The 17,657-nt window shown below is 74.7% G+C and carries 21 protein-coding genes and 1 pseudogene; 9 read left to right on the forward strand and 13 right to left on the reverse strand.

Features of this window, described 5'->3' with window-relative positions; genetic code table 11:
• Positions 1–102 precede the first annotated feature (102 nt).
• Positions 103–1,200: a tRNA 2-thiouridine(34) synthase MnmA gene (gene mnmA, locus K1J57_RS04190; RefSeq protein ID WP_255646837.1), complete on the reverse strand. Its 1,098-nt coding sequence runs from the start codon at positions 1,198–1,200 to the stop codon at positions 103–105.
• A 73-nt stretch (positions 1,201–1,273) separates the two neighbouring features.
• Here mnmA and K1J57_RS04195 point away from each other — a divergent pair, with 73 nt between their 5' ends.
• On the forward strand, positions 1,274–2,455 hold the full coding sequence (locus K1J57_RS04195; protein ID WP_220563158.1) for a DUF695 domain-containing protein: 1,182 nt from the start codon (positions 1,274–1,276) through the stop codon (positions 2,453–2,455).
• A 176-nt stretch (positions 2,456–2,631) separates the two neighbouring features.
• Positions 2,632–3,579 carry a hypothetical protein gene (locus K1J57_RS04200; protein ID WP_255646838.1) on the forward strand — a complete coding sequence of 316 codons (948 nt, stop codon included), beginning with the start codon at positions 2,632–2,634 and terminating at the stop codon, positions 3,577–3,579.
• 20 nt (positions 3,580–3,599) lie between these two features.
• Here K1J57_RS04200 and K1J57_RS04205 read toward each other — a convergent pair whose 3' ends face one another.
• Both K1J57_RS04205 and K1J57_RS04210 read right to left on the reverse strand, forming a co-directional pair.
• Complete coding sequence (locus K1J57_RS04205; protein WP_220563159.1) at positions 3,600–3,938, reverse strand: helix-turn-helix transcriptional regulator; 339 nt, start codon at positions 3,936–3,938, stop codon at positions 3,600–3,602.
• Positions 3,935–4,792, reverse strand: a complete 858-nt coding sequence (locus K1J57_RS04210; protein ID WP_220563160.1) for an SRPBCC domain-containing protein — start codon at positions 4,790–4,792, stop codon at positions 3,935–3,937. Before K1J57_RS04210 ends, K1J57_RS04205 begins: the two co-directional genes overlap by 4 nt.
• A 245-nt stretch (positions 4,793–5,037) precedes the next feature.
• Here K1J57_RS04210 and K1J57_RS04215 point away from each other — a divergent pair, with 245 nt between their 5' ends.
• Positions 5,038–5,385 (forward strand): hypothetical protein, encoded by a 348-nt coding sequence (locus K1J57_RS04215; RefSeq protein ID WP_220563161.1) that lies wholly within the window; start codon positions 5,038–5,040, stop codon positions 5,383–5,385.
• 98 nt (positions 5,386–5,483) lie between these two features.
• A complete protein-coding gene (locus K1J57_RS04220) occupies positions 5,484–5,771 on the forward strand; it encodes a DUF4287 domain-containing protein (protein WP_220563162.1) in 288 nt (95 codons plus the stop codon).
• Positions 5,772–5,844: 73 nt separating this feature from the next.
• On the opposite strand, the gene K1J57_RS04225 is transcribed toward K1J57_RS04220, so the two are convergent.
• Positions 5,845–6,363 carry a hypothetical protein gene (locus K1J57_RS04225; protein WP_220563163.1) on the reverse strand — a complete coding sequence of 173 codons (519 nt, stop codon included), beginning with the start codon at positions 6,361–6,363 and terminating at the stop codon, positions 5,845–5,847.
• Between the two features lie 123 nt (positions 6,364–6,486).
• Here K1J57_RS04225 and K1J57_RS04230 point away from each other — a divergent pair, with 123 nt between their 5' ends.
• The gene (locus K1J57_RS04230) at positions 6,487–7,158 is read left to right on the forward strand and encodes a TetR/AcrR family transcriptional regulator (RefSeq protein ID WP_220563164.1); all 672 of its coding nucleotides are present in this window, start codon (positions 6,487–6,489) and stop codon (positions 7,156–7,158) included.
• 46 nt (positions 7,159–7,204) lie between these two features.
• On the opposite strand, the gene K1J57_RS04235 is transcribed toward K1J57_RS04230, so the two are convergent.
• Entirely contained in the window at positions 7,205–7,801 is a 597-nt protein-coding gene (locus tag K1J57_RS04235; protein ID WP_220563165.1) for a TetR/AcrR family transcriptional regulator, read from the reverse strand.
• 78 nt (positions 7,802–7,879) lie between these two features.
• Here K1J57_RS04235 and K1J57_RS04240 point away from each other — a divergent pair, with 78 nt between their 5' ends.
• Positions 7,880–9,127: an FAD-dependent monooxygenase gene (locus K1J57_RS04240; RefSeq protein ID WP_220563166.1), complete on the forward strand. Its 1,248-nt coding sequence runs from the start codon at positions 7,880–7,882 to the stop codon at positions 9,125–9,127.
• A gap of 61 nt (positions 9,128–9,188) precedes the next feature.
• Entirely contained in the window at positions 9,189–9,815 is a 627-nt protein-coding gene (mug, locus tag K1J57_RS04245; RefSeq protein WP_220563167.1) for a G/U mismatch-specific DNA glycosylase, read from the forward strand.
• Positions 9,816–10,356: 541 nt separating this feature from the next.
• Here mug and K1J57_RS04250 read toward each other — a convergent pair.
• From K1J57_RS04250 to K1J57_RS33335, 7 genes and pseudogenes are all read right to left on the reverse strand, one after another.
• The gene (locus K1J57_RS04250; protein WP_220563168.1) at positions 10,357–11,082 is read right to left on the reverse strand and encodes a hypothetical protein; all 726 of its coding nucleotides are present in this window, start codon (positions 11,080–11,082) and stop codon (positions 10,357–10,359) included.
• A 195-nt stretch (positions 11,083–11,277) separates the two neighbouring features.
• Complete coding sequence (locus K1J57_RS04255) at positions 11,278–12,177, reverse strand: hypothetical protein (RefSeq protein ID WP_220563169.1); 900 nt, start codon at positions 12,175–12,177, stop codon at positions 11,278–11,280.
• 71 nt (positions 12,178–12,248) lie between these two features.
• Positions 12,249–12,716 carry an ATP-binding protein gene (locus K1J57_RS04260; protein ID WP_220563170.1) on the reverse strand — a complete coding sequence of 156 codons (468 nt, stop codon included), beginning with the start codon at positions 12,714–12,716 and terminating at the stop codon, positions 12,249–12,251.
• The gene (locus tag K1J57_RS04265) at positions 12,713–13,240 is read right to left on the reverse strand and encodes a hypothetical protein (protein ID WP_220563171.1); all 528 of its coding nucleotides are present in this window, start codon (positions 13,238–13,240) and stop codon (positions 12,713–12,715) included. The genes K1J57_RS04260 and K1J57_RS04265 overlap by 4 nt, the downstream gene beginning before the upstream one ends.
• Before the next feature lie 390 nt (positions 13,241–13,630).
• Positions 13,631–13,810 (reverse strand): DUF397 domain-containing protein, encoded by a 180-nt coding sequence (locus K1J57_RS04270; RefSeq protein WP_220563172.1) that lies wholly within the window; start codon positions 13,808–13,810, stop codon positions 13,631–13,633.
• Positions 13,807–14,391, reverse strand: a complete 585-nt coding sequence (locus tag K1J57_RS04275) for a DUF5753 domain-containing protein (RefSeq protein ID WP_255647112.1) — start codon at positions 14,389–14,391, stop codon at positions 13,807–13,809. Before K1J57_RS04275 ends, K1J57_RS04270 begins: the two co-directional genes overlap by 4 nt.
• Positions 14,392–14,442: 51 nt before the next feature.
• Positions 14,443–14,580: pseudogene (locus K1J57_RS33335) on the reverse strand (multiprotein-bridging factor 1 family protein); the annotation flags it as partial.
• A 97-nt stretch (positions 14,581–14,677) separates the two neighbouring features.
• On the opposite strand from K1J57_RS33335, the gene K1J57_RS04280 reads away from it, so the two are divergent.
• A complete protein-coding gene (locus K1J57_RS04280) occupies positions 14,678–14,956 on the forward strand; it encodes a hypothetical protein (RefSeq protein WP_220563174.1) in 279 nt (92 codons plus the stop codon).
• A complete protein-coding gene (locus K1J57_RS04285) occupies positions 14,953–15,348 on the forward strand; it encodes a hypothetical protein (protein WP_220563175.1) in 396 nt (131 codons plus the stop codon). The genes K1J57_RS04280 and K1J57_RS04285 overlap by 4 nt, the downstream gene beginning before the upstream one ends.
• 860 nt (positions 15,349–16,208) lie before the next feature.
• Here the strand turns inward: K1J57_RS04285 and K1J57_RS04290 are convergent.
• Positions 16,209–17,144: an ion transporter gene (locus tag K1J57_RS04290; RefSeq protein WP_220563176.1), complete on the reverse strand. Its 936-nt coding sequence runs from the start codon at positions 17,142–17,144 to the stop codon at positions 16,209–16,211.
• Between the last annotated feature and the right edge of the window lie 513 nt (positions 17,145–17,657).

The raw sequence follows: 17,657 nt of genomic DNA on the forward strand, positions 1-17,657 counted from the left end.
GGGGCGAAGGTCGGAACGTGACCGAAAAGCCGCCCCGTTCGTCCCTTTTTGTCCGATGGGTGGCGAGACTCACGCCCCGCCCGCCCGCGGCTCACTCCCAGGTCAGGCGGACACCGCCGCGCGCGACGTCGCGGAGATCGTCGCCGACCCCAGCACCGTGTCGCCCCGGTCCCCGTCGTAGACCACCACGGCCTGCCCGGTCGCCACCCCGGTGGCGGGCTCGGCCAGCCGCACCACCAGCTCGGGGCCGTCCGCGCCGTCCCGCTGGTGCACCTCGGCCCGGTACACCTCGCCGTGGGCGCGCAGCTGCACGTGGCAGCCGACGGGCTCGGCGGGCGGCTCGGCGCCGCTCCACACCGGGCGCACCCCGGTGATCGTGTCCACCCGCAGCGACTCGCGCGGGCCCACCGTCACCGTGTTGTTCACCGGCTCGATGGACAGCACGTAGCGCGGGTTCGGGGAGCCGCCCAGGCCCAGGCCCTTGCGCTGGCCCACCGTGAACGCGTGCGCCCCGCCGTGCGAGCCCAGCACGTTGCCGTCCTCGTCGAGGATGTCCCCGGGCCGCTCCCCCAGCCTGCGGTTGAGGAACCCGGCGGTGTCGCCGTCGGCGATGAAGCAGATGTCGTGGCTGTCGGGCTTGTCGGCCACCGACAGGCCGCGCCGCTCCGCCTCGGCCCGCACCTCGGCCTTGGTGCAGTCGCCCAGCGGGAACATCGCGTGCTCCACCTGCTCGGCGGTGAGCACGCCCAGCACGTACGACTGGTCCTTGTCCCGGTCCACGCTGCGCACCAGCCGCCCGTCGACCTTGCGGACGTGGTGGCCGGTGGCGACCGCGTCGAAGCCCAGGGCGACGGCGCGGTCCAGCACGGCCTCGAACTTGATCTTCTCGTTGCAGCGCAGGCACGGGTTGGGGGTGTTGCCGGACTCGTACTCGGCGACGAAGTCCTGCACGACCTCTCGGTCGAACTCCTCCGACATGTCCCACACGTAGAAGGGGATGCCGATGACGTCCGCGGCCCGGCGGGCGTCGTGGGAGTCCTCCACCGTGCAGCACCCGCGGGCGCCCGTGCGGTAGGACTGCGGGTTCTTGGAGAGCGCCAGGTGGACGCCGGTCACGTCGTGGCCCGCCTCGGCCACCCGGGCCGCGGCGACCGCGGAATCGACCCCGCCCGACATGGCGGCCAGTACACGCAAAGTCATAGTGCTTCCAGCCTATGCGCCCGTCGGGGGTGTGCGGGGCGGGTGTGGTCGTCCGCTCTGCGAAAATCGACCCATGGCTCTGTTCCGTCGTCGCCGCTCCAACGACACCACCGATTCGACCGCCGCGATCACCGCGTTCTGGGAGGCCTGGCCGTCCCTGCGCGACCCCCTGGCCGAGGCCGCCGAGGCGGACCGCCCGGTCTCCGACGAGGCCGCCGAACGGGTGACCGCGCTGGTCAAGGCCGTGCACCCGGACCTGGACTGGGAGGTGGGGCCCGCGCCGAGCGCGCCCGCCCCGGACCTGACCGACCTGGACCTGTCGATGGACGTCGACCCCGACGAGCTGCTGGCGCGGCTGGCCGCGCTGGACGACCCCGGCTCCCTGGCCGAGCCCGCCGCCCACGCCCTCACCCTGCGTCCGGGCGCCTCCGACGACGCCCGCATCCAGTCCGAGCGCTGGGCGCGCTCGGCCCCCGAGGACGGCGCCTGGCGGTTCCTCCCGGCGCGGCCCGCCGACCACGACGGCCTGACCCGGACGGTGACCTGGGACGGCCACGAGCTGGACCTGTCCCACGTGTCGGTGTCGATGCGCGTGAACCACGCCACGGGCCGGATCGAGGTGGGCGTCTACCACCCGGACAACATGTTCCTCTCCGAGGAGGTGCGCCGCTCCCTGGCGGACCACGTGGTGATGCTCGCCCTGGGCGAGGACGACATGGTGCGCTACATCGCCAAGGTGGACCCGCTCGACGAGTCGCCCATGGACCCGCTGCCGCCCACGTCGATCCCCGCGACGGTGCGCCAGATGGTGGACATGCTCGGCGGCGGCGAGGGCGGCTGGGTCACCCTGCACGGGACCGGCCCGGGCCGCGGGCGGGTGACCTTCTCCGCCCGCCATCCGCTGACCCGCCGCGACTTCCCGGCGCTCACCCTGGCCGTGCGCGTGATCGTGCCCTACGCCGAGACCGCCGCCGACGGCAGCCCCGGCGAGTCGTCCGAGCTGGCCCTCCAGGACCTGGAGAACCGGCTCAACCGGGTGCTGGGCGACAACGGCGCGCTGTTCATGCACCAGACCGTGCCCGGCCGCAAGGACATGCTGTACTACCTCGACCCCGACTCGGGCGCGCTGGCCCCGTTCGAGGAGGAGCTCAAGGGCTGGGCCGAGGGCGACCTCAAGCTCAGCACCCAGCTGGACCCGGCCCGGAGCGTGTTCGGCGGCCTGCTGCGCCCCTACCGCTCCTTCTTCAAGAACTGACGCGTCAAGCGGGGCGGGCCGGGCGTGGACTCCCGTTGACCGTGGGACGACCCGGTGCGGACCCTCCCGCACCGGGGGCGCCGCGCGGGTCAAGCCCTGTCACCGCGTTGCACATCTGGCGCTCAAGCCCCAAGAGGCGTAACGTGGCCTCCCCGCCAGGAGGATGATTCGGCCTGATGGACGGTGTGCTTCCCCGCGCTCCCACGGGCCGGCCACGGATCGCCGCGGTCGGTGCGATCCTCGCCCTGTGCCTGGTGGGCGCCCCGCTGATGTCGCTCTTCCCGCTGGCGCTGTGGGAGTTCTCCCGCGCCCTGACGCTGAGCGACGCGGGCATGGGGCTGTTCCTGCTCGCCCCGGTGGTCACCGGGGTCGTCCTGCTCATGGCGTGGATGGCCGACCGCTGGCTGGCCGGGTTCGGCGTCGTGCACGCCCTGACCTGCTCGGTGCTGGTGACCGGCACGGCCATGGCGGTGCCGGTCGTCGTGTCGTTCCTGGCCCCGGACGCCGCCCCGCTGCCGGGCGGCCCCAACGTCAACATCCCATTCCTGACCGGGGTGATCTCCACCCTGGGCCTGGGCGCCGCCATGCTCTCCACCCGGCTGCCGGGCGCCCGAGCCCCGGGCACGCTGCCCGCCGTCGCCGTGGTGTTCGTCCTGCTGCTCCTGCTCCCGGTGCTGTCCGAGGCGATGCGCGGCCACACCGCCGCCGAACGGGCCGGGGCGCTCATCCGCGGCTACGGGCGGCCGATCACCGTCCTGGACCACCCGGACTGGACGCTGGCCGCCGCCCACCGCACCCACCAGGGGCTGCGGCTCACCTACCTCGACGGCGACGGCGCCCCGCTGTACGTGGTCACCTGGGACCGCGCCTCCGAGGGGATCGACCAGGGCTGCGACTACCCGGGGACGCGGTGCGTCCGCAGCGGCGACACCGTCGCCGTCCACCACTCCGCGACCGAACCGGCCGAGCTGCGCGTCGCCATGGGCAACGGGCGGATCGTGAGCCTGTCCCCGGGCTGCGGCCCCGGGGCCGACCTCGCCGCCGCGGCCGACCGCCTGCGCCCGGAGTCCCCGGGCGAGCGCGACCTCCTCGCCGAGGCCCTCGCCCCCCTCCCCTGGCGCTGACGGCCCGCCCCGGGGCCGCCTCATCCGTCGCCGCGTTCGGCGATCTCCTTGACGGCGGCGAGCCTGCGGTCCCATGCCTCGGCGACCCGTTGCAGGTCGCGGCCCACCTCGTCGAGCCGGGAGCCGATCGCCCGGTACACGACCTCGCGCCCCCGCCGGTGCGACTCGACCAGGCCGGCCGCGCGCAGCACCTCCAGGTGCTTGCCGATCGCCTGCCGGGTGACGGGCAGCTCCGCCGCCAGCGCCGACGCCGAGGCGGGCTCGCGGCCCAGGCGCACCAGGACCGCCCACCGGGTCTCGTCGCCCAGGGCGGCGAACACCGTCGCGGTGGCGCCGCCCCCGCCGTCCGGGACGCTCACTTCGGCTCCCCCGCCAGGTGCGCGGTCAGCGCGGCGAAGCCCCCCGCCCAGCCGTCGGCCTCCGCGGCGGCGTTGTCGGCCGCCGCGCCGAACCGGGGCGCGAGCGCGTCGAACCCCGTCTGGGCGACGGTGAGCAGGGTCCCCTTCCCGGAGGGGCGCACCGCCAGCTCGACCAGGGTGGAGCCCTCCTCCCTGGGCTCGGTGTCCGGCTCGGCCGCGATGCGGTAGGCGAACCGGCTCGGGGCCTCGGCCGCCACGACCCGCCCCCGGTAGGTGCCGTGCTCGTCCCAGTGCAGCGTCATGGGCGCCCCGGCCTCGGGGCGGAAGCCGGCGCCGCCGAACGCGTACCAGGCGGCGAAGTGCGCGGGCGTGGTGACGGCCTCCCAGACGCGCTCGGGCGGGGCGTCGATGTGAACGGCCCGGTGCACGGTCAGCGGGTCCACGTGCTCGCGGGCGGCGGCCAGTTCGATCCGCCAGCCCTCGGTGTTCTCCTCCAGTCGGCGGCGCCGGTCGGCCTCGGTTCCGCCGAGGGTGTCGAACCCGCTCTCGACCACGGTGAGGCGCACCCCGCCGGGGCGTTCCTCCAGGTGGAACTCGACCAGGGTGGAGGCGTCGCTGTCGGCGTCCAGCCAGCGGAACGCGGCGTAGCCGTGCGGGTCGAGCTTCTCGGTGCGGAAGCGGAAGTCGCCGTGCACGGGGTCGCGGACGATGTCGGTGTCGCCGTCGCGGTCGATCCTGTGGTCGATGACGGCGCCGTCGTTGATGAACCATCCGGGCCGGGTGACCAGGTCCCAGACGCGCTCGGTCGGGGCGTCGATGTCGATGGAGCGTTCGATCCGGTCGGTGTCGGTCATGGTGGAGCCCTCCTCTAGTGCAACCCCAGAGTTGCACAGCGAAGGCCAAGGTGCAACCAAGGGGTTGCATCGCCTTCTTTGCGACACGCCCTCCGGTTGCGTCGCGGGAACGGCCCGCGCGGCGATCCTGAGGTGGTGGAGACGACGATGCCCGCCGCGTCCGCCGCCCGCGGCCGCCCCGTGAGCGAGCCCGGGCCCGACCGCCGCACGCCGTGGCCGCCGGCGCCGCCGCGGGGGGCCGACCGGTGACCGGGGCCGAGTGGGGCGACGAGGAGCTGTTCGACGAGCTGCTGCACCGCCTGAGCCCGGGGGACCGCGCGGCGATCGCGTCCCCGGACCGCACGACGGTGCTGCTGGACGGCGGGGACGGCGGGAAGCCCTTCATCCTGCACGTGGATCCGGCCGCCCTGGGTGTCCGGCTGCGGACGACGGCCCGGGAGGCGCGGGAGGTCTTCCCCGACGCGGAGCCGCTGATCGCCGCACTCCGGCTGTTCCTGGTCCACGTGGACGAGGCCGTCGACACGGCCCCGCCGGACCACCGCCACCTGGCCCTGGAACCCGGGGGCGTCCGCGCCCACCGCGTCTGGGCCTGACGGCCGGTCCCGGAATGTCCGAGGGGCGCGGCATGCTCCTCCCATCGGCACGGCGCACCGGGGACGACTCGGGAAGGCGCCCGGTGAAAGGACTCCCCATGTCGTTCCAGGCCTACCTCGACACCATCGAGGACAAGACCGGTCTCACCCCTCGGCAGCTGGTCGACCTCGCCAGGGGGCGCGGTCTCGACGCCCCCGACACCAAGGCCGGGGTCATCCTCGCCTGGCTCAAGGAGGACTACGACCTCGGCCGCGGCCACGGCATGGCCCTGGTCCACGTCATCAAGAAGGGGCCCAAGATCGACGCCAAGCACGTCGGCACCACTGGCTCCCACCGGGACGAGTCCGACACCCTCTGGCTCGACGGCAAGGCCACCCGCCCCTGACCCCTCCCCTCCCCCGGGCCCGCGACGGCCCCAGGAGGCACCGCCCGAACGGTGCGCCGGGGGCCGTCGGCGTTCAGGCGAGGGCGGTCGCGACCAGCGCCGTCGCGCCCCCGCCGAAGACCACCGTGTTGCGGATCCACTGCTGGAGCCGCACCCAGCTCGGGAAGGCGTCCTCCGCGGCCTTCAGGAACGCGGGGACGTCGATGCGCAGCAGCTCGGGGTCTCCCTTGCGTTCGAACGCGGTCCGCACCGACGAGGCGGCCGTGAGGTTGCTCCAGACGATCAGCCCGTTGCCGACCAGCACCAGCGGCATGAGCACCAGTCCGACCGGCTGCGCCCAGGGCGCGCCGGCCAGGTTGAGCGCGGCCAGGGCCACCATGAGCACCGCCACGGAGACGGGGGCGGCCGTCTCGTGGCCCCCGGCGTCGAACCTCATCCCGTTGTCGGCCAGGACGCCGCCCCGCACGCCCTGCCGGGCGAGTTCGGCCTCGGCCGCGGCCGTGGCGCGGGCTCCGAAGCGGTGGCGCACCAGGGGGATGCTCACGAAGGCGGCGGCGATGAGCAGCTGCATGACGGCGGCGAGAACGTACATGGGGGGCCTCCCGGCCAGAGGACTTGATCTAAGTTCAAGTGGATCGTAGCCCAGCACTTGAACTTAGTTCAATAGAGTTGTCGAACTAAGTTCAAGTCCGGTGTCCGACCTAGGATGAGCGCCATGCCCCGCAACACCCTGACCAAGCCCCAGATCGTCCGGGCCGCCATCGACCTCCTCGACGAGGAAGGGCTGGACGGCCTGAACATGCGCGCCCTGGGCCGGCGGCTCGGCGCCGCCCCGACCGCCGTCTACTGGCACGTCGAGAACAAGGACGAGCTGATGCTCCTCGCCGGCGACCACGTGTGGGAGGAGATCCCGCTCCCCGCCGCCGAACCGGCCGACTGGCACGCCGCCGCCCGGGCCCTGGCCACGGACCTGTACGCGATGTTCGGCCGGCACCCGTGGCTGGTGCAGGCGTTCGGCTCCCACCTTCTCTACGGCCCCAACAAGAGCCGCTACGACGACCGCTGCCTCGCCGTCTACGAGGCGGCCGGGCTCACCGCCCCGGAGGCCGACCTGGCCGCGGCCGCCGTCTTCACCTACGTCCTGGGCAACACCCTGGGCGCCGCGGCCACCGCGTCGCTGTCCCGCCGCATCCGCGTGCGCGGGGGCGACCCGGAACAGGAGATCCCCCGGGCGGTGGAGCAGGCCACCGCCGTCGCCCGGGAGTTCCCGCGGCTGCGCGAGCGCGTCGACTCCCCGGCCGCCGCGTACAACGCCGCCCCCGACTCCGCCTTCTCCCACGGGCTCGCCCTGCTCCTCGACGGCATCGGGGCGAAGGCGGTCCGCTGAGGAGGCCCGGGGACCGTCGGCGTCCGGTCCCGGTCCGGGGCGGGGCTCAGGCGGGGTCGCGGTCCGGGCCCGCCGCCCCGCGCACCATGGCCGCGACGAGCCTGCGCACGTCCGCCTGGCCGAACGCCCCCGCCGGCCCGGTGACCAGCGTGAACAGCGCGCCCCCGTAGAGCGTGGCCAGGGTGGCCACCGCCCCCGGCGGCACCGACGTCCCCAGCACCTCGTGCAGGTCGACGGTGTCGGCCAGCACCGCCCGCTCCAGCCGACCCAGCACCTCCTCCAGCGCGGGCCGCCGCCGGGCCTCCAGCCGGAGCTCGAAGATCGCCAGGTAGCGGTCGCGCAGCACGGTCGCCGCGCCCCACAGCGACGCCGCGATCATGTCGGTCAGCTCCTCGGGCCCGGTCGGCCCGGCCATCCCCTCCGTCGCGGCGGCCATGTCGGCGGTGTGCAGCTCCAGCACCCGTTCCGCGGCGGCGACCAGCAGCGCCTCCCGGTTCCGGAAGTAGTTGGTGGCCGTCCCGGCGGGCACCCCGGCGCGGGCCTCCACCGCCCGGTGCGTGACCCCGTGCATCCCCTCCTCCGCCAGCAGCGCGATCGCGGCGTCGGCGAGGGCCCGGCGTCGGCGCAGGTTGGCGGGTGGCATGGGGCCGAGTATAGGACTCGGCCGCTTACCACTACCATCGTATTGAATGGTGGTGGAGGACCGAGGCTTGGAGGGATCATGGGCGGCGGAACACTGACGGCGACGGTGGTCGGCGGCGGCATCGCGGGGCTGGCCGCGGCGACCGCGCTCGCCCGGGCGGGCTGGCGCACGACCGTGCTCGAACGCCGCACCGGCGGCCCCGAGGTCGGCGCGGGCGTCGCCGTCCCCCGCAACGGCGTCGCCGCCCTCGCCGCCCTGGGCATCGGCGGCGACCGGCTCGCCTCCCTGGGCCACGAGACCGTCGGCACCGGGTTCCGGGACACGCTCGGCCGCCCGATCCTGCTCATCCCGGACGACCTCGAAGAGGTGCGCGAGGCCGTCACCATCCGGGGCTTCCACCGCCGGCGCCTGCACGCGGCCCTGGCCGACGCCGCCCGCGACAGCGGGGTGGAGGTGGTCACGGGCGCCCGGGTCGCCAACCTGTCCGCGGGGACGCCCGGCGGGCCGCGCGCCGCCGTGTCGTGGCGGGACCCGGCGAGCGGCGAGGTGCTGCGCGCCGACGCCGACCTGGTCGTGGGCGCCGACGGGATGTGGAGCGCGGTGCGCGGCGTCCTCTTCCCGAGGGTGCACCCGGCGTACAGCGGCAGCACGAGCTGGCGGGCGATCGTCCCGGACACCGAGCGCGACGGACGCCTCTTCGAGTACTGGGGGCCGGGCGCGGAGTTCGGGGTCATGCGGGTGAGCGACACCGAGCTGTACTGGTACGGCTACGTGCGCGCCCCGCGGGGCGCGGTCGTGGCCGACGAGCTGGCGACGGCCCGCGCCCGCTTCGTCGGCTGGGCGCCGGAGGTCACCGGGCTCATCGAGCGCACCGACCCGGCCGACCTGATGCGGCACGACGTCCACCACCTGCGCGGCGGGCTGCCGACCTACGTGCGGGGGCGGGTCGTGATGATCGGCGACGCCGCGCACGCGGCGCTGCCCACCATGGGCCAGGGCGCGGCGACCGCGCTGGAGGACGCGGTGGCGCTCGGCACGCTGGTCGCGGCCCCGGTCGCGGCGGGCGCGGACCAGGCGGAGGCGATGGCCCGCTTCGACGCCGAGCGCCGCCCCAAGTGCCGGAGCATCGCCCGGCAGGCCGCGTTCATCGCCCGGGTGGGCGCGGACCTGGGCGGCGGCTGGCGGCAGTCGGTGCGCAACGCGCTGCTGCGCCGGGTGCCCGCGCGGGCGCTCGCCCTGGCGGGTTCCTCGGCGGTGGGCTGGGACCCCGACCCGGCCGTCCTGGGCGGCCCGTCCGGACCGGGAACCGATCCGGAACGCCCCTGACGGCTCCGGCGGACGGGGTAGGTCCTCCCGGGAGGGCACACGGACGGTGAAGGGGGAACCGATGGGCGACGCCACGGGGTCGGGACGCGGCCGGGGCACCCGGCCGCTGCGCGGGGTCGGCGGGCTCAGCCGCGCCGAACTGGACGCGGCCCGCGACCGGCTGCTGCCGGACCTGCTCGCGCCGGGGATGAAGGTGGTGTTCTGCGGGGTGAACCCGGGGCTGACCACCGCCGTGCGCGGCCACCACTTCGCCGGTCCGGGCAACCGGTTCTGGCCCGCGCTGGCGCTGGCCGGGTTCACGCCCGAGGTGCTGCCCCCGGAGCGGGAGGGCGAGCTGCGGGGGTGGCGGCTCGGGCTGACGAACCTGGTGGCCCGGCCCTCCCGCGGCATCGACGAGCTGACCCCCCAGGAGTACGCCCGGGGTGCGGAGCTGCTGCGCGAGAAGGTGCGCAAGTGGGAACCGGAGTGGCTGGCGATGCTGGGCGTGACCGCCTACCGCGCGGCCTTCGGGGCGCGAAAGGCCGCGGTGGGGCCGCAGGAGGAGGGGATCGGCGGCACCCGGGTGTGGCTGCTGCCCAACCCGAGCGGCCGCAACGCCCACTGGACGCTCGCCTCCCTGGCCGGGGAGTACGCCCGCCTGCGGGAGGCCGCGGGCCTGCCGGACCTCCATCCCGACCGCCTCCCCTGAGCCCGGCCGCCGACCGGGGGCAGCGGCCGAGGGGCGTCGGCCGGGAGCCGCGCGGGCGCGGCCCGTCGGCGGGCCTGTGTGCGGCCCCGGAGCACGGCCCGGCAGCGGCCCGGGGTGCGGTCCCGGCGCGCGGTTCCGTCGACGGTCCGGGCACGCGGTCCCGGCATGCGGCTCCGGAACCCGGCCCCGGTGTGCGGCACCGCCAAGAGCCCGGTGTGCGCCCCGGGCGTCCTGTCCCGGCGTGCGGCACCGTCAAGGGTCGGGCGTGCGGTCCCGTCGACGGTCCGGGCGTCCGGCCCCGGCATGCGGCTCCGTCAGGGGCCCGGCATGCGGCTCCGTCAGGGGCCCGGCATGCGGCTCCGTCAGGGGCCCGGCGTGCGGCTGCGTCGACGGCCCCGCAACGGTCCGGAGCCCGGTCCCGGCCACCGGTCCCGGAGCACGGCCCCGCCGACGGCCCGGCGCCCAGCCGCCCGGCGGGGCGGCGTCCGCCCGCCGTCCGGCCTCGGTACGGCGCCCGTCCCCGCCGCCCGTGCGGGGGCCGTCAGGCGGGGGTGATGCCCTCGACGATCCGCAGGACCTCCTCGGGGTCGCCCTCGGCGGTGAGGTCGTCGCTCTCCTCCACCTCGGCCCAGTAGGCGTCGTCCACGTAGGAGAGGTGGACGACCACCCCGGGCTCCGGGGAGAAGATCGCCGTCGACCCGTTGTAGTGCCCGTCGCCGTCCGGCAGCTCCCGGGCGGGCGAGTCGTGGAACTCCTCCTCCAGCACGGTCCCGGTGGCCTCGTAGTAGGCGTCGATGTCGGTGAAGTCGTCGCGCCGCATCACGGACACGTACAGGCTGGAGACGGCGACGGCCTCCCGTTCGGCCATCACCTCGCCGAAGTCGTCGACCAGGTGGTCGACCTGGATGGTGTCGGCCAGCCAGGAGCGCTCGACCTCGTGGGTGTCGGGAACGACGTGGCCGTCCCGCTCGGCCAGGGCCGTGTGGTCCAGGTCGTAGGGGGTGCCCGTCACGTCGTCGGGCAGGTGGCCGATCTCGTAGCCGTTCAGGTCGCCCTCGGCGGGCAGGTACCCCTGCGCCTCCAGGAAGGGAGCGGCCTCCTCCAGGGACATGTCCTCGGAGGGCGCCTGGCCGTCCGCGCCCGGGAGCGGCAGCCCGTCCTCCTCCACAGCCCGGACGGAGGCGGCCTCGGGGGTGGGGGCGCAGGCCGTGGCCGCGAGGGCGAGGAGGGCCAGGGCCCCGAAGGCGGTCTTCGCTCGGTTCGTCATGCCCCCATCCTCACCGCGCGGGGGCGGGGGCGCCTGAGTACGGCGACGCGTTCCCTCTGGGGCGGTGAGCGCTTGTGCGCGGACGCCGGACCTGGTAGGCGCGGCCCGGAACGGCGGGGCGCCCCCTCGCGGGGCGAGGGGGCGCCCGGTGTGCCGGATCCCCGGCGGCCGGTCCGGGGCCCTCGGGCGGCGGCGTCAGTCGAAGAGGTCCTCGGCCCGGGAGATGTCGAGGGCCCTGTCCAGCCAGGAGTTCAGGGTGTCGAGGTCGCCGCAGGACCGGATCCGGGTGCGGACGCCGTCGGAGACCGCGATCCCCCTCTTGGCGAGGACGCGGAGCACGCTGTCGGCGACCCCTTCCTCGCGGCCCTCCTCACGGCCTTCCTCACGGCCCTCTTCACGGCCCTCTTCGCGGCCGATGCCGACGTACTTGCGGGCGAAGTCGCTCTGCCATTCGTAGGTGTCCACGGACATCAAGCCCTCCAGCTCCTTACGGGCCGCCTCGTTGAGGCCGGCCAGCACGTAGTCATAGTAGAACGGACGGTTCGTCTCACCGGCGGAGTCCAGCGCCTCGACCAGGGCCTTCAGCACCCGGCCGTCGCGCCCGCCGTGGGCGTGCGCGGACAGCACCGCGAGTTCGGGCAGGGCGCGGGCCCGTTCGGGGTCCACCACCACCGGCATGGTGTCGGGGCCGACCACCAGGGGGCGCAGGGTGAACCCGGGGTGGCCGGTCTCGATCGGCCGCGCGCACCAGCGGGCGACCGCCTCGTCCGGGCAGAGCACCACCAGCACGGCGGGGCATTCGAGGCGCCCGTACAGGGTGGCCAGGTAGGCGGGCAAACTGAAGTGCTTCTCCGTGTCGCGGTCGTTCTGGCGTTCCACGGCCACCGCCAGGACGGGGTGGCCGCCGTCGCGGAGCAGGACAGCGCCGTCGGCGTTCCACTCCTTGGGATCGCAGTTGGTCAGGACGGAGGAGGTCAGGACCGCCTCCGTGTGGCCGGGGACCGGAAATCCCAGGGCCTCGCGCAGCAGGACCGGGACGGTCTCCGGCCTGTTCTGGATCAGCCGGAGCGGGATCTCGTGGGATCGACTCGGCATCGGGCTCCTCGGTCGTTCGTCGCAGGGGTGCGGGGTGGGGGGCCGCGGGCGGGGCCCGCGGCCCGGAGGGTTCACGCGGTCTCGAGCAGGTCGGGCGGATCGGGCGGATCGGGCAGGGTGAACGCCGCCCAGGTGTGGCGGCCCAGGTCGCAGCAGTCGCAGACCGGCCGGTGCCCCCACACGGTCGCGGTGGCCTCGATGAGGAGCAGGCCCCGGCCGCCCTCGGCCAGCGCCCACTCCTCGTCCGTGCGGGCGTAGGGGATGCGCGGGACCCGGCCGCCGGTGCCGCCGTCGTCGGTGAACCCGACGCAGACCCGGCCCCCGATCGCCCACAGGGTCCGGACCACCCGCCCGCCCGAGCGGCCGGAAGCGGTGTACTTGAGACAGTTGGTGAACAGCTCGCTGCCGCAGAGGAGGACCGCGTCGACCGTGTCGGGGGCGAACCCGCGCAGGTCGGCGGCCAGGTCGGAGCGCATCCGGGCCAGCTCGGATGTGGTGCCCGGGTAGCGGCGCGGCGGCCAGGCGCGGACCCCGGTCATACGCCCGCCTCCCTGCGGTGGTTCCGGGCGACCCACACCCGGACGGCCCTCTCCAGGTCGGCGAGGTCCGGCGGCACGAACGGGTCCCGGGCGGGGGCGGGCCGGGGCGCCACGGGGGCGAGCAGGTCCCCGGGGGGCATCGGGCGCGGTGCCGGGATGCGGGGCGGCGCGGAGGGGTCGACAGGTCCGCCGGTCCAGCGGGCCAGGCGGGCGCGGGCGTCGGCCTGCGCGCGGTCGGCGTCCTCGGCGGCGGCCGCGAGGGAGTGTTCGTGGGCGGTGTAGTAGGGCCGGACCAGGGCGACGTCGTCGGCCGGGAGGACCTCGGCGGGCGGCGCGGGGGCGGCCGGGAGGTGCGGGGCGGAACGCCGGGCGGGTCCGGGGTTCGCCGCGTAGCGGCGGACCCGGGTCGACCTGCGGCGGAACCCGAGGAGACGGGTCCGGGAGTGGCGGCCTCGCGGCGGGGAGAGGAGCGCTTCGAGCAGGTGCAGGGCACGGCTCAAAAGCGCGGCGCTAAACTGGCTCACGCTGGCAATCCTTTGGAGTCAAAGTGGTGAATTGCTGGCCACGACCCCGGGCGCCTTACGAGCGTCGCGGGGTCACTGTTTTCGGTTGTCAGGCAGAGATTATGCGATGGCAGAGACGATAGGGCCTGTTGGGGCGGGATCGGGCCGGGAAAATTTCATGGGGGGGTGTCTGTGCAGGTGGGGGCCTCTCTGGGAATTTTTCTGGCCATTTTCATCAAAGGCGCTATTCGGTCATTCGTCATGAAAAAAGCCCCCGTCCTGGAATTCCAGGTCGGGGGCCCGCACCGCCGCGCGGTCGGCCGGCGGTGCCCGCCGGGGCCGGGCGGCCACGGCCCCGGGGCATGGAGAAGTCCCCCGCGCGGACACGGGGAACGGGGGTGGAACCGGGGGTCAGCGGCCGGTGCGCACCCCGGCGAGGAGCGCGGACCACTCGGTACGGCCGAAGGCCAGGTGCCCGGCCTCGCGGTTCCGGGTGTCGCGCACGTCGGCACCGGTCTCGTGCTCGCGCACCTCCACGCAGTTGCCCCCCGAAGACGAGTAGGACGACTTGTGCCAGAGTTCATTGCTCACAGTAGTTCTTCCAATACCTTTCGCGACTGGCCAGCGGGAAGCGCGGCACCGAGCGCCTGCTTCACCAGACCCTGCAAACGGGCGTACCCGTCGGAGTCTGCGTAGACGACGTTACCGTCCACGTGGTCGCTGGAAACAGCCGTTCCGCCGTCGTGCATGTGGAAGACGAGGAGCATGGACGTCACCCCCAGCAGGAGGGATCCGGAGGGGACCAGGTGGATCCTCACCCGCCCCGCGTCGGTCAGCTCCACCAGGTGGCGCGCCTGCTCCACGCGCACCGCCTCGGGCACCAGCGTCAGCGCCGTCTCCGGGAACACGGCGACGACCTTGGGGTCGTTGTCGCTGCGGAGCTTCTCGTAGCGCCCGCACCGCAGCGCGACCAGTTCGTCCAGGTCGGCGCCGGTCTCGCCCATCAGGGATTCTTCGAAGATCAGCCGTGCGTACGAGGGCGACTGGAGGAGGCCGGGAATCAGCAGCGGCGAGACCAGCTCGATCAGGCGCGCGAGTTCTTCGAGCCGCACCAGGTCGCGCATGTACGCCGGGAGGCCCGCGCCCTCCCTGTCACCGACCCACGCCTTCAACAGGGCGCCGTAGGCCTTGACCGCATCATCGAGGATCTGGACGTTGTCCCGTTGCGGCGTGGTCTTGCCCGCTTCCCACCGGGATACAGACGCCGACGACGTACCCGCGCGCGCCGCGAGCTGCCTTTGTGTTAATCCTGCTAGTTCGCGTGCTTTGGCCAATCGTGCCGGGAATTGCTTTGCAGTCATGTTGCAAAGCCAATCAGAGCGCTACGGCCCCGACCATGTCTTTACGGGAATACTTATCTATCTGGTGGAGCGCGCCCCGCGCGACGACCCTGGGGACATGAACGACACCGCTCACACCCCCGCCGCCGATGACGGAACGGCGGCCCTCGCACTGCGCTCGGCGCTGCGCCGCCGGGGGATCGCCGCGGCGGACGGCGACCCGCCGGGCTCGGTACGCGCCGAACACGCCGGACGCCGGCTCACCGTCCGCCACGCGGACGGCCGGTGGTGGCGGCCGATGCCGGGCCGACCCCACGTCCTCTTCCCGGGCGCCCCCTCCGGCGGCGAGGAGGCCCTGGCCCGCGACCTGGCCGCCGAACTCCTGCGCCGCCTGTGAACGGCCGCACCGGACTCACCTGGGCCGAGTTCGCCCGCCTCGCCGCGCCCCGGACCCGGCCCGAGAACGCCGCGCCCCCGACCGCCGGGCCGCTCCCCCGGCGCACCTCCACGACCCGCACGCCCGTACGCACCACCGAGAAGGAGAACACGATGCCCGAACCGACCACCGCCGCCCGCAAGCGCCGCACCGACCGGCCCGTCACCCGGGTCCAGCGGGAGCGGGCCGACGAACTCTTCGACCGGCTGTCCTCGCTGCTGCGCGACGCCGCCGACCCCACCGTCGACCCGGCGTCCGTCCTGCGCCGCGCCGACCGGGCGTTCGAGGCCCTCCACCGGTACCTGCGGGGCGGCGGCGCCCTGCCCACCCCCTGGCTCGACGCCCGCCGCTGACCCGCCGCGGACGCAGGGAGCCCTCCGGCCGGGCGGTGGGACGGCGGGGCCGCCGGGCGGGGGGACCGCCGCACGGCGGCGCGGGGCCGGTGGGACCACCGCGTGCGCACCCCGTGCGGAACGCCCGTGCTCCGCACGGGACACGCCCCCGCTCCGCCGCCGGGCCACCGGGCGGTTCCGGTGCGCCCGGGGCGGGACCGGCGGATGGGCGTACGGCCGCGCCGGTGTCCGCTCCGCCCGGACGCCGGGGCCCGGAGGGACCCGCGAGCCCACGGGCCGCCGCGCCCCCTCTCGCGCTGCGGGGCCGATGGGCCGCTCGGAACCACGGGCCGCCGCGCCTCCGCCGTCCGGCCAGACCCGAAAGGCCCCACCGGCCACCGTGCCCTCCACCGCGCGGCGGGACCCCGCGGAGCCACCTGCCACCGCATCCCCTGCCGTACGGCAGGGCCCGGGAGGAACCGCCCGGCACCGTGCCCTTCACCGCACGCCGGGACCCGGCGGAGCCCTCGGATCCACGGGCCGCCGCCCCTCTGTCGCCCCATGAGGCCCGGTGGGACCCCCGGATCCACCGGCCGCCGCGCGGTAAGGCCCGAGGGAAGCGGTGGGACCCATGGGCCCGCCGACCGCCTCGGCCCTGCCGTACGGCAGGGCCCGGGAGGAACCGCCGGGCGCCGTGCCCTTCCCCACGCGGCGGGATCCGGTGGGGTGCTCGGATCCACGGGCCGCCGCACTTCTGCCGTAGGGCGAAACCCGAGGGGCCCGGGCGAGGCGCTCGAATCCACCGGCCGCCGCGTCACCTGTTGCGCTGCGGGGCCGGTGGCCGCCCGGTCGCCGCGCCCTCCACCGCGCGGCGGGCCCGCTCACACGTCGCGGTGGTGCCCGTTCCCCTGCGCCGCGGCACCCGCCCCGCAGCCGGCGTCGGCGACCGCCCCGAGGCCCGGCTCCCCGGCCGGGCCGGTGTCCGGTCCCGCGCCCGGTCCGGCCCCGTCGGCCGCGCCCCCGTCACCGCGCTGCTCACGCAGCATCCGGTCCAGCCGCTCCACCTGCGCGCCCAACTGCTCCAGCCGCGCCATGACCTGATCGTGCTGCACGGCCTCCAGCTCCTGGTCCTCCTCCCAGCGCACCTCGTTGACCTCCTGCTCCATGGAGGTCACGATGACGCCGATGACCAGGTTCAGCATGATGAACGCCGTGAGCACGATGTAGATCACGAAGAACATCCACCCCAGCGGGTGGTCTTCGAGGACGGCGTCCGACACGTCCGGCCAGTTCTCCGTGGTGAGCAGCAGGAACATCGTGTACAGCGACGTTCCCAGGTCGCCGAAGAACTCCGGCACGTCCTCGCCGAACAGCTGCTGGGCGATGATCGCCGCGGTGTAGATGGTCACCAGCAGCAGCCCGATGACCGTCCCCATGCCCGGCACGGAGCGGAACAGCGCCGTCATGATCATCCGCATCTGCGGGACCGCCGTGATGATCCGCAGGATCCGCAGCACCCGCAGGATGCGCAGCACGGAGAACGGGCCGGTCGCCGGGATCACCGAGATCGCCACGACCAGGAGGTCGAACCAGTTCCAGGGCGCGCGGAAGAAGTCCCCGCGCCAGGCGTAGAGCTTGAGCCCCATCTCGATGACGAAGACGCCGACGATCACGTGCTCGGCGACCAGAAGATAAGGAAGGGCGGAACCCCCATAAGTCGCCCAACCCAAAATCCCCGCATTGACCAGGATCACCAAAAGCATCACATTGGAGAACCACTGGCTCTCCACCACACGGGTGACCTGTTCCCTGCGCAATGTGCCGTTCCCCTCCGCAATTCCACCCCCGATTCGGACAGTGGCCACCCAGATATATCAAAAGCAACCGAACAACTCTTCGGCGCGTCCCCCGGCGGCGTTCGGCGCGTCGCCCCGGGCGGCCACCGCCCCGGCCGTCGGCGGGGTCCGGGACCGACCAGGAAGGATACGGGGCGTTCCGGCGCAGGTCATCGGGGCCGCATCCGCGGCCCCGTCCCGGCGGGGCGGCCCGGGCCACCGTCCCGGCCGGCGCCCGGAGCCGGACGGGCGCGGCCGCGCGGCGCCACCGGTCCCGCACGGGCGCATACCGGCGCCGGACGGTCACGGGCGGATGACGACCGGGGCGATTCACGGGTGCAACACACCACATCGGCAATTCCGGCTGGAACACACTCGGCGCGTAAACCGGGCCGAAAAAGCGCCAACGGCGGGGAATCCGCGAGCCGGAGCGGAAGGAAGGCCCCCGGAGCCCGGTACGTCCGGACACCCGTCGGGGTTCCTGCGAACGGGCGG

It is taken from the genome of Nocardiopsis sp. MT53 (genome assembly GCF_019598965.1).
Lineage (GTDB): Bacteria > Actinomycetota > Actinomycetes > Streptosporangiales > Streptosporangiaceae > Nocardiopsis > Nocardiopsis changdeensis.